The 13,983-nt window shown below is 66.0% G+C and carries 9 protein-coding genes; all 9 read right to left on the minus strand.

Translation table 11 applies throughout. The features are described 5' to 3' along the window. Positions 1 to 1,477, minus strand: a 1,477-nt coding sequence (locus tag FJY73_11685) for a carboxypeptidase-like regulatory domain-containing protein (GenBank protein MBM3321325.1), incomplete at its 3' end; no start/stop codon positions are given. A 542-nt stretch (positions 1,478 to 2,019) separates the two neighbouring features. After that, positions 2,020 to 3,378, minus strand: coding sequence for a hypothetical protein (locus tag FJY73_11690; protein ID MBM3321326.1), 1,359 nt, complete (start codon positions 3,376 to 3,378; stop codon positions 2,020 to 2,022). 82 nt (positions 3,379 to 3,460) lie between these two features. After that, positions 3,461 to 4,984, minus strand: a complete 1,524-nt coding sequence (locus FJY73_11695; GenBank protein MBM3321327.1) for a serine/threonine-protein phosphatase — start codon at positions 4,982 to 4,984, stop codon at positions 3,461 to 3,463. A gap of 153 nt (positions 4,985 to 5,137) precedes the next feature. Next, positions 5,138 to 6,481 (minus strand): GTPase HflX, encoded by a 1,344-nt coding sequence (gene hflX / locus FJY73_11700; protein MBM3321328.1) that lies wholly within the window; start codon positions 6,479 to 6,481, stop codon positions 5,138 to 5,140. A gap of 6 nt (positions 6,482 to 6,487) precedes the next feature. Next, positions 6,488 to 8,998, minus strand: a complete 2,511-nt coding sequence (gyrA, locus tag FJY73_11705) for a DNA gyrase subunit A (GenBank protein ID MBM3321329.1) — start codon at positions 8,996 to 8,998, stop codon at positions 6,488 to 6,490. Between the two features lie 12 nt (positions 8,999 to 9,010). Further along, positions 9,011 to 10,960 carry a DNA topoisomerase (ATP-hydrolyzing) subunit B gene (gene gyrB, locus FJY73_11710; protein ID MBM3321330.1) on the minus strand — a complete coding sequence of 650 codons (1,950 nt, stop codon included), beginning with the start codon at positions 10,958 to 10,960 and terminating at the stop codon, positions 9,011 to 9,013. After that, positions 10,941 to 11,300 carry a DUF721 domain-containing protein gene (locus tag FJY73_11715; protein ID MBM3321331.1) on the minus strand — a complete coding sequence of 120 codons (360 nt, stop codon included), beginning with the start codon at positions 11,298 to 11,300 and terminating at the stop codon, positions 10,941 to 10,943. Before FJY73_11715 ends, gyrB begins: the two co-directional genes overlap by 20 nt. Then, positions 11,290 to 12,393 carry a DNA replication/repair protein RecF gene (locus FJY73_11720; protein ID MBM3321332.1) on the minus strand — a complete coding sequence of 368 codons (1,104 nt, stop codon included), beginning with the start codon at positions 12,391 to 12,393 and terminating at the stop codon, positions 11,290 to 11,292. The genes FJY73_11715 and FJY73_11720 overlap by 11 nt, the downstream gene beginning before the upstream one ends. 24 nt (positions 12,394 to 12,417) lie before the next feature. Continuing rightward, the gene (dnaN, locus tag FJY73_11725; protein MBM3321333.1) at positions 12,418 to 13,536 is read right to left on the minus strand and encodes a DNA polymerase III subunit beta; all 1,119 of its coding nucleotides are present in this window, start codon (positions 13,534 to 13,536) and stop codon (positions 12,418 to 12,420) included. Between the last annotated feature and the right edge of the window lie 447 nt (positions 13,537 to 13,983).

A 13,983-nucleotide genomic window follows, 5' to 3' on the forward strand; every position in this document is an offset into this window, starting at 1 on the left:
GAACCGTGATCCCTCCCTCGCCGAGGTCCGCCGCGACGAAGCGCACGGCGCTCCCCCAGCCGGGCATCGGGCGATGATCGGGCGGCATCGGTCCGGGCGGCTCCACGCCGTCCGGGGGCGCCCATCCGCGGAAGACGCCGTTCGGGCCGGCGGGCTCGTCCGGATCGCCCCCCGGTTCTCCCCACGGCCCCATCCACGGCGGGTCCATCTCCTCGAGCGTCCCGAGCGCGAGCGGATCGACCGACCATTCGTACTCGAGATCCGCCATCACTTCTCCCCACTCGTTCGCGCCGTACGCGAAGAATGCCGCCTCCTCGCCGGGCGAGAGCGTGATCTCATAAGGGTACAGATCGACGGAGGTCAGGGTCCCGCGCGGAACGACCGCGAGATCGATCGTGTTCCTCCAGGTTGCGCCCTCGACCCCCACGGTGATCCAACCGCGCATCTCCTCGGCGATCGGAGAAGCCGCCGTGAAGCGCACAATGCTTATGGATGAAGGATCGAACCCTGGAGGATAAGGCCCCGGCGGTTCCGGCGGTACCGCCCCCCCGCTGTCCCTCGGAGGAGAGGGGTCCGTGTTCCCGCTCGCGCCGCTCTCCGCCGCGCCGCCGGGCCAGGCGTTCCCCCACAAGAGCCCCCGCAGGATGAGCTCCACTTCCTCGGGTGTGAGGCCCTCCACGACCTCGATCGTCCCGAGCGAGGCAGGCACCGCCTCCCACACGAGCGGGACGCCGCTCGCGATGTTCCCCGCGCCGTTGATTGCGTACGCGGCGAGATAGCGGCTCTCCCCCTCGGGCACGCTGAGGTAATGCGGCGGGTGCACGATGATCCGCGCGATCTCTCCATCCGCGACCACCTCAACGTCGGCGGCCGCGCTCAGCGTATCGCTGAACGAGGCGATTACCCGGCCGCGCCCGACCGCGGTCCCGATGAAGATCCCCTCGCGCGAGATCACGCCGATCGGCGCCTCCGATTGAATCGACCACGTGGGACGATGCGGCGAGGACGGGAAGTCCTCGGCGCCCCCCGCGTTCCACCATCGGGGCCCGATGAAGAACTGGACACTCTCGAGAATGCCGACGCGCGCAGACTCCGGGTAGATCGCGATCTCCCCGATCGCCGCGTCGGCGGGAAGGACCGTCACGTCGACGGTCACCGTCTCGCCCGAATGAATGCTGATCCGCACCCGGTTCGATTGATAGGGCCCGCTCGTCGGCGGCTCGACGATCACCGTGAAATCGCCGCGGCCGAGACCGGGGAACTCGAAGGAACCGTCCTCCGCCGTCACCGCGACGAGATCGGTCCCCTCAATCCGGACCGTTGCCCCCGCGAGAGGCGCCTCTCCGGAGGAGTCGACAACCCGTCCCTTCAGGGCGCCCGGTTGATCTACGGGATCGACCGTGTTGCCGTTGTCCGAGCAGGAAGCGAAGAGAAGCGTGATCGCGAAGACGACCGAAACGAGACGAAACGTGCGCATGACCGTCCCTCCTTAGGCTCTACAACTCAAGAGAGTATCATCAGTTAGGGGGACCGTCAATTGCCCTTTTCGTTCACCTCGGGAGGGTTCGCCCGTTCCTTTTCGTGCGCGTCGGGACGGCACCCGTCCCGGAAGCCGGTCGCTCAGGTGGGGACCCCGAGCCTGGGAAGAACGACCCACACCAACAGGAAGTAGATCGCGAGCACCGCGAGCACAACCAGTCCGTTCATCGATCTCCGCGCGTCCTTTCTCATCAAGACTCGTCCGGGGCCTTCGATGTCGAGCTCACGGCCGCCTGCAATGCTTCTCTCGCCATCATCGTTCTCCCCTTCACAAATGTATATCGGTTTTCGGTACCTGATACCTTTTCCGGACCAGGAGGCGCCCGGAAAGAGGATGTCGCGACAAAGGTATCTGATACCGAACGGATGCCGAACGGTTCGGGAGCTTGCGACGGAAGGGGTTAGGGCCCCGACGGCTTCCGCGCCCGATACCTTTCGGTGAATAGGGTATCAGGTACCGATTGCGGACCGAATAAGGTATCAGGTACCGATCGTACCGATCGTGCGCAATCTCTCCCCGAACGCCGGCGCGGCGAGGAAGAAGAAGATCGGCGCGAGATAGTTGTGGTGGAAGATCCGCGACAGGAAGAGAAAGACGAGAAGGAAGAGCGCGAAGGAAACGAGAAGCGCCGCGACCGATCCGTCCGCGCGCACGCGGCGAAGAAGAACCCACCCGAGCGGCAAGAGGATCGGGATCTGAAGGAGCGCGAACGGGAAGTAGTGATAGACGCTCGGGACCGCGCCGAGCGCGGCGAGGAGATACCCGAGCCCGAAGCCGGGCGTCCCGCCGAGCGGGTAGCTCACCTCCGCAAGCCCCGTGTTGAACGCCCACGTATCGTCGAGAAACGCGGCCGCGTCCCATAGAAGAAACGGAACGACGAAGACCGCGATCGGCAGAAGCCCCGCCCGCGCCGCGCACATTCCCGATCGAAGCGTCCGCGCCCAGCTCCGCTCGCGCGACCCCGCGGCGACAACGAAGAAGGGAACAAAGAGAAACGCGAACTGCTTCGTCGCGCACGCGCCGCCGAGGAGAAGCGCCGCGCCCCGCATGCGCCTCGACAGAAGAAGGTGCGCGGCCGCGACGAGCATCGCCGCGGCGATCACGTCGTTCCTCCCCTGCACGAGATGCGGAACGAGAAAGGGGTTCAACCCCCAGAGCGCGGCAAGCAGAAGCTTGCGCTCCGGGTCCGCGCTCCAACGAACGACGAGAAGAAACGGAAAAAGATAGAAGAGCAGATGGAGGAACCGCGCGTCGTATCCCCCGAAGACTCGCTCGCCGAGCACGAGAAACGGCGCGTGCGCGAGAAACGCGAGCGGGAAATATGGGAGATGGACGATCGCCGGATTTCCGGGGCCCCATTCGAGACCGGCCATCGGCGTCGATCGAAAATCGGCCGCGTAGGGGTTCTCGCCGCGGAGGAGGAACCGAACCGCCTCTTCGGTCTGAACGACGCCCCCGTCGTGCGCGTGGCCGCGAGCGCCCGTTTGGAAGCGGAGCGCGATCTCGGCGGCGGCGGGGAGAAAGACCAGAAGGAGAACGAGAACCGCGAGAAGCGCTGCGCGCGCGCGCATCGATCCGCGAAGAAGAACGCGAAAGGAGACGAGCGCGTAGAGAATCAGGATCGCGACCGCGAGGATCGTCTTGATCGCGCCGATCGGGTTCCGGACGAGGCTCTTCTCGAAGAGCCGCGCGAACGGTCCGCCCGCCCCCGCGAGATCGCCGAGCTCCTTCCCGAACTCGAGAAGCCCCTCGCTCGGCAGAACGAGAAAGACGAGCAGGAAGAGAAGCGCGGCGTCGATCGGGATCCTCGCGCTCCCCCGGCCGCCCGTGTCTTCCATCGCTCGTGCTCCCTCCGCGACGATCCTAGGCGAAGACGCTCCTCGTCTCCACACTTTCGAAGAGCCGCCGGCTTCGATCGGGCTAAAGAACCTTGAGCGCGACGAGCGTGAGATCGTCCTTCGAAGGACCGGGCGCGAAGGAACGCGCCTCGCGGAAGAGGACCTCCACGATCCCCTCGGCGGAGAGGCGGCGGCTCCGGACCAGGAGCTCGGCGAGCCGATCCTCGCCGAAGAACGCCCCTTCCTCGGAGCGCGCCTCCGTCATTCCGTCCGTGTAGAAGAGGACCGCGTCGCCCGGAGCAAGATCGGTCCGCACGACCTCATAGCGCCCCCCGGGCTCGACGCCCAGGATGAGCCCGCGCGGACGAATGCGCTCGGCGCGGCGCGAGGACGCCCGAGCGATCAGAGGGGGCGGGTGGCCCGCGCTCGCCGTGTGGAGGCGCTTCTTCCTCGCCTCCAAGCGGGCCGCGACGAGCGAGAAGAGAAGGTTCGCGCATGAAAGATCCCGATAGAGGAGAAGGCTCGCCTTCGCGAGAACGCGGCCCGGGTTCCTCGCTTCGGCTGCGCAGGCGAAGACGGCCGCGCGCGCGCTGCTCATGAGAAGCGCGCTCCCGAGATCGTGCCCCCCGACATCGCCGAGGACGATCGTCGCCCCGCCCCGTCCGTCGGGAAGATACCCGTAGGTGTCCCCGCCGATGCTCGCGGCCGCCTCCGAGCGCCCAGAGATTTCCGCGCCCGCGAGCCTCGGGGCTTCTTTCGGGAGGAGCGCCGCCCGGATCTCGCGCGCAACCACAAGGTCTCGCTCGAGACGCTCCCTTTCCCGCCGTTCCCGATGGAGACGCGCGTTCTCCATCGCGATCGCCGCCTGTGCGCTCACCGCGGCGAGGATCTTGAGATCCCCCGAGGCGAACGGCCCCCGGCTCTCCGGCCCGGCGAGCACGATCATTCCGAACGGATCCTCCTCCGCCCCGCGCGAGGGGCGGAGGATCGGCGCGGCGGCGAGCGGACGGGATGATTCCTCCGCGAGCGCGGGCCCTCGTCGTCTCACCGCCTCCGCGAGGAGCTCGCTCCCCGCGGGCGGAAGGCTTCTCGCTCCTTCCTTCGCGAGCGCCTCCCAATCGGTCCCTCTTCGCGCGAAGACCGCTCCGCTCTCCGCGCGAAGAAGCGAGACAAGCCGCCGGAGAGCCGCGCGCGCGATTTCGTCTTCCTCGAAACGGCAAGCGAGATCGCCGCCGAGATCATAGAGGAGGTTCACTTCCTCGTAGCGCTCGACGATCTCGCCCGCGAGGCTCTTCAGTTGGTAGTCCGCCTCGAGGGTGTTCTCGAGGTAGAGCGCCGCCGCGCGCGCAATCGAATCCGCGCGTCTTTCGTCGTGTTCGAAGCCCCGAATCACGACCCGTCCGGCGGCGCTTCCCCGAACGCGAAGCGCGCGCGCCGCGAGAGGTTTCGACGCCGCGATCTCGGCCTCTCCTCCGGTCCGCGCGACCACGGCCCCCGATGCATCCTCGATCTCGATCGAAAGAGAGAAGGCCGCGGCGAGCGCCGCCAGAAACTCCTCTTTTCTTGAGTCGTCAATCAACCGGCTGCGTTCGATCGCCCGCGGCACGCTCGTTCTCCAGTCCGCACGAGGGTTTCGGTGTTCGGCCGACGTCCGCTCCCCCATCGGCATCGCGCGCCGCGCGCTTGACGGCCCACGGGAGGCTCGCAGACGAACTCGCCGCAAAACAGAACAAGGAAGGTGAAATCGCGCGGTCTCGCTTCAGCGGGCGGATACGGCGACGAAGCCTTTGCGGCGGCAGCGCTCGAGAGAGGGAAGCGGGAGACGGGCGCGAAGCAGAACCCGGTCCCCTTCGAACCGGCGCTCGATCACCTCCCCCTCGCGATACACGCGCGCCACCTCCGCCGACTCGGCCGCGGGAATATCGAGAGTCACCTCGCGCCGCATGGCGACGAGAGCCTCTCGGATCTCCGCGCGGATTTCGTCCGCGCCCCGTCCGGTCCGCGCGCTCGCGGCGACCGCGGGCCCGAACCTCCGGGTCAGGTGGTTCACGACGAGGGGATCGCGCACGCGGTCCATCTTGTTCAGGACGAGAACCGTCGGCTTGTCGGATGCGCCGAGCTCGTCCAGCACTTCGTGAACCGTGAGGATCTGCCCCTCCGCGTCCTCGTTCGACGCGTCGACGACGTGAACGAGAAGATCCGCCTCGACAACCTCGGCGAGCGTCGCGCGAAACGACGCGACGAGCGCGTGCGGCAGCTTCCGAATGAAGCCGACCGTGTCCGAGATCACGACCGGGTAATCGCGCCCGACCTCGACGACTCGGCTCGTCGTGTCGAGAGTCGAGAAGAGCTCGTCCTCCGCTTTCACGTTCGCCCCGGACAGAAGGTTCAGGAGGGTCGACTTCCCCGCGTTCGTGTAGCCGACAAGCGCCGCCGTCGCGCACGCGCGCCTTCCCTTCCGCTGCACGTCGCGGCTCACCGCGAGCTTCTTCAGGCTCTTTTTGAGGAAATCGATTCTCTCGCGCACGCGCCGCCGGTCGACCTCGAGCTGCGTCTCGCCGGGCCCGCGCGTGCCGATCCCGCCCCCGAGCCGCGAGAGATGGTCCCACAGCCGCCGCAGCCTCGGGAGCGTGTACTCGAGCTGCGCGAGCTCGACCTGGAGCTTCGCAGTTTCCGTTCGCGCATGAATTGCGAAAATATGAAGGATTAACTCGCTTCGGTCGATGACCTTCGTGCGGAGCGCCTTCTCGAGATTTCGCCCCTGGGCGGGCGTGAGGTCGTTGTCGAAGAGGACGAGGCGCGCGTCGCTCTCGGCGAGAACGGCCGCGAGGGCGTCCACTTTCCCTTTGCCGATGTAGGTGGATCCCTCGATGCGCGTGCGCCGCTGCCGGAAGCGCCCGACGACCCGGGCCCCCGCCGTTCGCGCGAGCTCCGCCATCTCGTCGAGCGATCGCTCCACCGCGCGGAGGCTCTCTCCGGCGAGCCCGACCCCGACGAGAAGGGCGCTCTCCGCGCCGTCCCCGAGCGGGCTGCGCCCCTCGTGAAGATAGAGCGGCGCCTTCCTGTCCCGCCCGGGCGATCCCCGTGATTCCCGCTCGACCAACCCCGCTTACCCTTCCCCCTCGTCCGGGCGGCCGTTCTCGGTCGGGGCTCCGATCCCCGCTTCGCCTTCGTCCCCGTTCGCCTCGCCCTCCTCTTCCACCTCCTCGCGCACGACCGGAACCACGGCCATCACCTCGTCCCCTTCGTCGAGGTTGATCATCTTCACGCCTTGCGTGTTCCGCCCGAGCATCGAGACGCCGCTCACCGCGAGCCGAAGAATGATCCCGTTTCGCGTGATGATCATCAGCTCGTCCGAGTCGACGACCTCGCGGATGCCGACGAGAAGTCCGTTCCGCGCGCTCGCCTTCACGGTGATGACTCCCTTGCCGCCGCGGCGCGTCACTCGATAGTCGTCGATCGTCGTCCGCTTCCCGAAGCCCTTCTCAGTCACGACGACGATCGAGCCGTTTCTTTCGAGCGTGACCATTCCGATCACCTCGTCGTCGGAGTCGACCGTCGCCCCGCGCACCCCCTTCGCGGCGCGCCCCATCGCGCGGACTTCCTTCTCGTGAAAACGAATCGCCTTCCCCTTCGCCTTCGCGAGGACGATCTCGCGGTTCCCGTCGGTCACCTTGGCGCCGATCAGGCGATCGCCCTCCTCCATCGTGATCGCCACGATGCCGACGCGCCGCGGGTTCCCGAACGCCGAAAGCGGCGTCTTCTTGATCGTGCCGAGCCGCGTCGCAAGCACGAGGAACCGATCGTCGCGGAACTCGCGCACAGGAACGACCGCCGTGATCTTCTCCCCCTCGCGGAGGCGCACGAGGTTCACGATCGCCTTTCCCCGCGCGGTGCGGGCCGCTTGCGGCACCTGGTGCGCCTTGAGCCAATAGCAGCGCCCCTGGTCGGAGAAGCAGAGAAGGTAGGAGTGCGTCGAGGCGATGAAAAGCTGCTCGACGAAGTCGTCCTCCTTCACCGCCGCCCCCGCCACGCCCCGTCCGCCGCGGTGCTGCTTCCGGTACGTTCCCACGGGCAGGCGTTTGCTGTAGCCCGCGTGCGAGATCGTGATGACCATGTCCTCGTCCGCGATGAGGTCCTCGCTGTCGAAGGAAACGATGTCGTCGATGATGTCGGTCCGCCGCTCGTCCCCGAAACGCTCGCGCATCTCGAGGATCTCCTGCTTCAGTATCTCGCGGATGCGCGCCTCGCTCGCGAGAATTCCCTTCAGATTCTCGATCGTCTTGATGAGCTCGAGGTATTCCTCCTCGATCTTGCGCCGCTCCAGACCGGTCAGGCGCTGGAGGCGCATATCGAGGATCGCCTGCGCCTGTTTCTCGCTTAGGGAAAACCGCTCCATCAACCCGGATCGGGCCGTGTCCGGATCCGGCGAGGAACGAATCAGCTCGATGATCGCGTCGATGTGGTCGATCGCGACGCGAAGCCCTTCGAGGATGTGGGCGCGCGCCTCCGCTTTCGCGAGATCGAAGACCGTCCGCCGCCGCACGATCTCGTGCCGGTGCTTGATGAACTCGTCGAGGAGTTCGCGAAGCGTGAGCACGCGGGGCTTCTTTCCGACGAGCGCGAGAAGCGAGATGCCGAACGTGTCCTGCATCTGGCTTCTCTGAAAGAGCTGGTTCAGGATCACGCGGGTCGGCGCGTCCTTCTTCAGCTCGATCACGATGCGCATCCCCTTCCGGTCCGACTCGTCGCGGATATCCGCGATCCCCTCGACGCTCTCCTCGCGCACGAGGCTCGCGATCTTCTCGATCAACGCCGATTTGTTTACCTGATAAGGAATCTCGGTGATGACGATGCGCTCGCGGTCTTTCTTGTCCGTCTCGACGAACGTGCGGGCGCGCACCGTGACGCGCCCCTGTCCGCTGAGATACGCGCTCCGGATCCCCTCGACGCCGTGAATGATCCCGCCGGTCGGGAAGTCGGGGCCCTTCACGTAGTCGAGTAGCGCGACGTCCGGAAGATCCGGATCCTCGATGAGCGCGACGAGCGCGTCCGCCGTCTCGCGAAGATTGTGCGGCGGGATGCTCGTCGCCATGCCGACGGCGATCCCCGAGCACCCGTTCACGAGGAGGTTCGGGAACTTGCCCGGAAGAACGACCGGCTCGTCCTTCGTCTCGTCGTAGTTCGGGACGAAGTCGACCGTGTCTTTCTCGAGATCCTCCAGTAGAAAGACGGCGGGCGCGGTCATCCGGGCCTCGGTGTAGCGCATCGCCGCCGGCGGATCGCCGTCGATCGAACCGAAGTTCCCCTGCCCGTCGACGAGCGGATAGCGCATGTTGAACGGCTGCGCGAGGCGGACGAGGGTCGGATAGATCACCTGCTCGCCGTGCGGGTGGTAGTTTCCCGACGTGTCGCCCGCGATCTTCGCGCACTTCCGGTGCTGGCTTCCCGGCCCGAGATTGAGATCGTTCATGGCGACGAGAATCCGCCGCTGCGACGGCTTCAGTCCATCCCTCACGTCCGGGAGCGCGCGCTGAATGATCACGCTCATCGCGTACGTGAGGTACGACTCCTTCATCTCTTTCGCGAGACGAACCGGAAGCACCGTTTCCTGAGACATACTTCTTTCCGCCTAAATATCTAGGTTCGCCACGGACGCCGCGTTCTCCTCGATGAACGCGCGCCGCGGCTCCACTTCCTCGCCCATGAGAACCGTGAAGATGTGATCCGCCTCGGCCGCGTCCTCGAGCGTCACGCGGAGCAAGGTGCGGTTCTCGGGGTTCATCGTGGTCGACCAGAGCTGCTCGGGGTTCATCTCGCCGAGGCCCTTGTAGCGCTGCACGGCCGCCCCTTTTCTCCCCTCGAGCCCCGCAAGGATCCGGTCGCGTTCCGCGTCGTTGTACGCGTACCACTCCTGCTTCCCCTTCCGCACGCGATAGAGCGGAGGCTGCGCGATGTACACGCGGCCCGACTCGATGAGCGGCTTCATGTGCCGGAAGAAGAAGGTGAGGAGGAGCGTGCGGATGTGCGCGCCGTCGACATCCGCGTCGGTCATGATGATCACGCGCCCATAGCGCGCCTTCTCCGCGTCGAACTCGTCCTCGCCGATCCCGGTCCCGAGGGCGGTGATGATCGTCCGGATTTCCTCGTTCGAGAGGACCTTGTCGAGCCGCGCCTTCTCGACGTTGAGAATCTTCCCCTTGATCGGGAGGATCGCCTGGAACGCGCGGTCGCGCCCTTGCTTCGCGGAGCCGCCGGCCGACTCGCCCTCGACGATGTAGATCTCGCACCGCTCCGGCTCGCGGATCGAGCAGTCGGCGAGCTTTCCCGGAAGGTTGCCGCTTTCGAGCGCGCTCTTCCGGCGGGTCAGCTCGCGCGCTTTGCGCGCCGCCTCGCGGGCCCTCGACGCGGAGATCGACTTCTCGAGAATCCGCCGCGCGATCGATGGGTTCGTCTCGAGCTGCTCGCCGAGCCACTCCCCGACGACCGATTCGACGACGCCGCGAACCTCGCTGTTGCCGAGCTTCGTCTTCGTCTGTCCCTCGAACTGGGGGCCGAGGAGCTTCACGTTCACGACCGCGGTGAGCCCCTCGCGGACGTCTTCCCCGCTGAGCGGCGACGCGCTTCCCTTGATCATTCCCTCTTTGTTGCCGTACGAGTTGAGCGACCGCGTGAGCGCGGTGCGGAAACCGCTGAGGTGCGTGCCCCCCTCGATCGTGTTGATCGAGTTGGCGTACGAGAACACGTTCTCCTGGTACGTCGTGTTGTATTGGATGGCCACCTCGACCGTGACCGTGTCTCTCTCCTTGCTCACGTAGAGCGGATCGTGCAGAACCTCCTTGTTCCGGTTCAGCATCTTGACGTACTCGACCAGCCCGCCCTCGTAGCAGAAGATGTCCTCGGCCCCCTTCCCGCGCTCGTCGGTGATCTGGATCCGAAGTCCCTTGTTCAAGAACGCGAGCTCCCGCATCCGCGGGGCGAGGACGTCGTAGTCGAACTCGATGCTCTCGAAGATCTCCCGGTCGGGGAGGAACGTCGCCTTGGTCCCCGTTCGGTCGGTTTCTCCCACGACCTCCAGGCCGGACGTCGTCTCCCCGCGCTCGTAGGTCTGCCGATAGATCTTTCCGTCCCGATAGATCTCGAGGTGAAACCACTCCGAGAGCGCGTTCACGACCGAGACCCCGACCCCGTGGAGACCGCCCGACACCTTGTAGCTCCGCGAGTCGAACTTGCCGCCCGCGTGGAGCATCGTCATCACGACCTCGGCCGCCGGCTTCTTCTCCGTCGGGTGCTCATCCACCGGAATCCCGCGCCCGTTGTCGACGACCGTGACGGAGTTGTCCTTGTGGACGGTCACCTCGATCGCGTCGCAGAAGCCGCCGAGCGCCTCGTCGATCGAGTTGTCCACGACCTCGTACACGAGGTGATGCAGTCCGCGCTCCCCCGTGCTCCCCACGTACATCGCCGGCCGGAGACGCACCGCCTCCAGCCCCTTGAGCACGGTGATCTTGTCGGCATCGTAGCCGCCGGCGTCGACGCTCTGGTTGTTCGTCTTCCGGTTTCTAGGTTTCGTCTCTTCCATCGCGCCGTCTTCTTCCCGCCGGATGGGCGCCCCATTTGCGCCGCTCGTCGTCCGCGACGAAGAGGATCTCTTCGATCTCGTCGCCCCCGGCTTTTTCGTGCAGCTTGCGGAGGATGTCCTCCTTGAGGAACTGAAGCTCGTGCATCCACGCCGACCCGTTCACGCCGACGAAGAGCGTCTTCCCGCGCACTTCGAGGGGCCACGCCCGCTCCGCGATCTTCGCCCCGACGGTCTCCTCCCAGCCGAGAAGAGCCGCGTGCCGGCGCACGCGATCGTTGAGACCTCGTCGTTCGAGGAGCGAAGCGAGAACCTCTCCGATGGTCATCCACTTACCGCTCAAGGACGAGCGCTCCTTCCTTTTCGAGCGCGAAACGGTCCGCCCCGCGCACGTGCCGGGCGAGCGCCTCCCGGTCGGTGCCGGTCGCGAACACCTGGCCCTCCGCCGCCAGGCGCTCCGCGAGCGCCTCGGAACGGCTCTCGTCGAGTTCGGTGAAGACGTCGTCGAGGAGGAGGATCGGCTCTTCCCTCGTGCGCGCCTTGATGAGACGCGCCGCGGCGATCTTGAGGGCGAGCACGGCGGTTCGATGCTGGCCCCGCGATCCGAACGTTCGGATCGGCTTGCCGTCGAGAAGGATCGAGACATCGTCCCGGTGCGGCCCGATCGACGTCCGCCCCGTGCGGAGATCCGCCGCCCGCCGCTCCCTGAGCGCCGCGAGAAACGCCTCCTCCGAACGCATCTCCGCCTCTTCCGCTCCCGGCACGTAGACGATTGCGAGCTTCTCGCCTCCCCCGAGATCGCAGTATGCTTCCTCCGCGATCGGACCGATCGTGCCGATCGCCTCTTCTCTCATCGCGAAAAGGGGAATGGACCACGAGGCGAGTTGGCGGTCCCACGTGTCCAGGTGCGCGGCCCCGCTCCCGGCGAGCCCGTCGCGCAGAAGGCGCGCGCGTTGCCGGTGCGCGCGGCCGTACTCTTGCAGCGACCGGAGGTAGCGCGCGCTCAGGCTGCACAGCGTGAGGTCGATGTACCGCCGGCGCCCCTCGGGCTCCCCGGCGGTGATCTCCACGTCCTCGGGTGCGACGCAGACGACCCCGCAGCGGCCGATCATCGAGCTCAGGCGCTCCGCCTCCTTGCGATCGACGCTCCCTCTCTTCCCGTTCTCCTCGTCGAACGAGATCGCGAGCGTCGTTCGCGTCCCCTCCCCCCCGCGGAACTCGCCGCTCACGGCGAACGCCCGCGCCCCGAAGCGGACCATCTCCGCGTCTCGCCGCGTGCGATGTGATCGCGTCGTTCCGAGCACGAAGATCGATTCGAGAAGGTTCGTCTTCCCTCTCCCGTTCGGGCCCCAAATCGCGGCGGAGCGTCCGGCGAAATCGACCTCCAGCTCCCGGAAGTTCCTGAAATCGACGAGCCTGAGCCTCTCGAGCGTCACCTCCCGATCGCGCCCCCGCCCGCTTCACTCCGCCAGGCGAAGAGGCATGAGCAAACAGAAGTAGTTCTCATCGGCCTCTTGTTCGACCGGCTCGAAGAGCGCCGCCTTGATCGGTGTGTCCAAGCGAACCTTCACCCGGTCGCCATCGATGTTCCTCAAAATGTCGGTGAGGTAGAGGGCGTTATATCCGACATCCATCTTCTCGTCCGCGTACTCGACCGCGACGTGATCCGTCGCCTCGCCGAGATCCGGGGTGTTCGAGCGGAAGGTCATCGTCTCCTTGTCGATCGTGACTTGGACCTGGTGCGTCAGCGTGTCGGAAAGAATCGCGACACGCCGGCACGCGGTGATCGCCCCCGCGCGCTCCACGACCGCGATCTTGTTGTTGCTTTTCGGGATGACCTGCTCGTAGCGCGGGAAGGGTCCCTCCAGGAGGCGCGAGTAGACCACGGTCTCTCCGAAGGAGAAGACGAGATAGTTGTTGTCGACCGTGATCTCCACGCCCGCCTCGTCCGAATCGCCGAAGAGATGAACCATCTGGCCGAGCGCCTTCGGCGAGACCAAGAACTCCTTCCTCCCCTTGACGGGGAACTTTCCGCTCTTCTCGATCTTGGCGAGGCGGTAGCCGTCGGTGGCGACCATCTCCATGCGGAGGGGCTCGATGCGCCAGAAGATCCCGTTCAGCGCGGGTCTCGTCTCGTCCTTCGAGACCGCGAACGCGGTCTTCCCGATCATCCGTCGCAGCGTCGCGGCGGGGAGCGAGATCTTCTCCTTCGACTGGATCGCGGGAACCTTTGGAAACTCCTCTTCCGCGATCCCCATGATCGCGTAGCGCGTCTCTCCGCATTCGATCCGGATTCGCGTCTCCTCCTCCAAACGGATGCGAATCGGCGCCTCCGGAAGAAGACGGACGATCTCGCCGAGGCGCCGCGCGGGAACCGTGATCACCCCAGGCTCCTCGACCTTTCCCGAGACCGTCGTGTAGATCGAGGTGTCGAGATCCGTCGAGACGACCGTGATCGCGTCGCTCTTCGCGTCGAGGAGGAGATTCGAGAGCACGGGCAGGGTCGTCTTGGGCGGAACGACATGAAGAACGAGGTCCAGTGTCTTCGAAAGGTCCGCCTTGTCGATCACGAATTCCATGAACATCCTCCTCGCGAGGGATCGATCCCGCGCGCGCGGGACGAACGCCCCCATTCAAGCCGCAGTATAGGGAAAAGGGGTGGGACCGGCAAGGGAAAAGACCCGCCTGCGGGAACCAATAATTCCTTTCGTTTCAATAAGATACGGATGTCTCGGCGCGCGAGATTCAGGGTATCCCGCCTCGCGCGCGAAACTGCCTGCGAGACTCGGGAGGAACCCCCTTCTTCTTCTCTCTTCTTCTTTTCTTGATCTCTTCAGTAGTAGGAGTAGGTCCCTTGGATATGTGGATGGATGGGCGCCGCGAGGCTATCTCCTTTTTCGATCTCTCTTCGGCGATCGCGGTTCTCCACGGGGAGTGTGCACCACCGAGGTCGCTGTCCAGCGTTATCCCCAAGGCGGCGGGAAACGCGGTCTCTCGCCTCGAAGAATCCGCCCCTCGTCCACACG

Source organism: Candidatus Eisenbacteria bacterium, from assembly GCA_016867715.1.
Taxonomy (GTDB): Bacteria; Orphanbacterota; Orphanbacteria; order Orphanbacterales; family Orphanbacteraceae; genus VGIW01.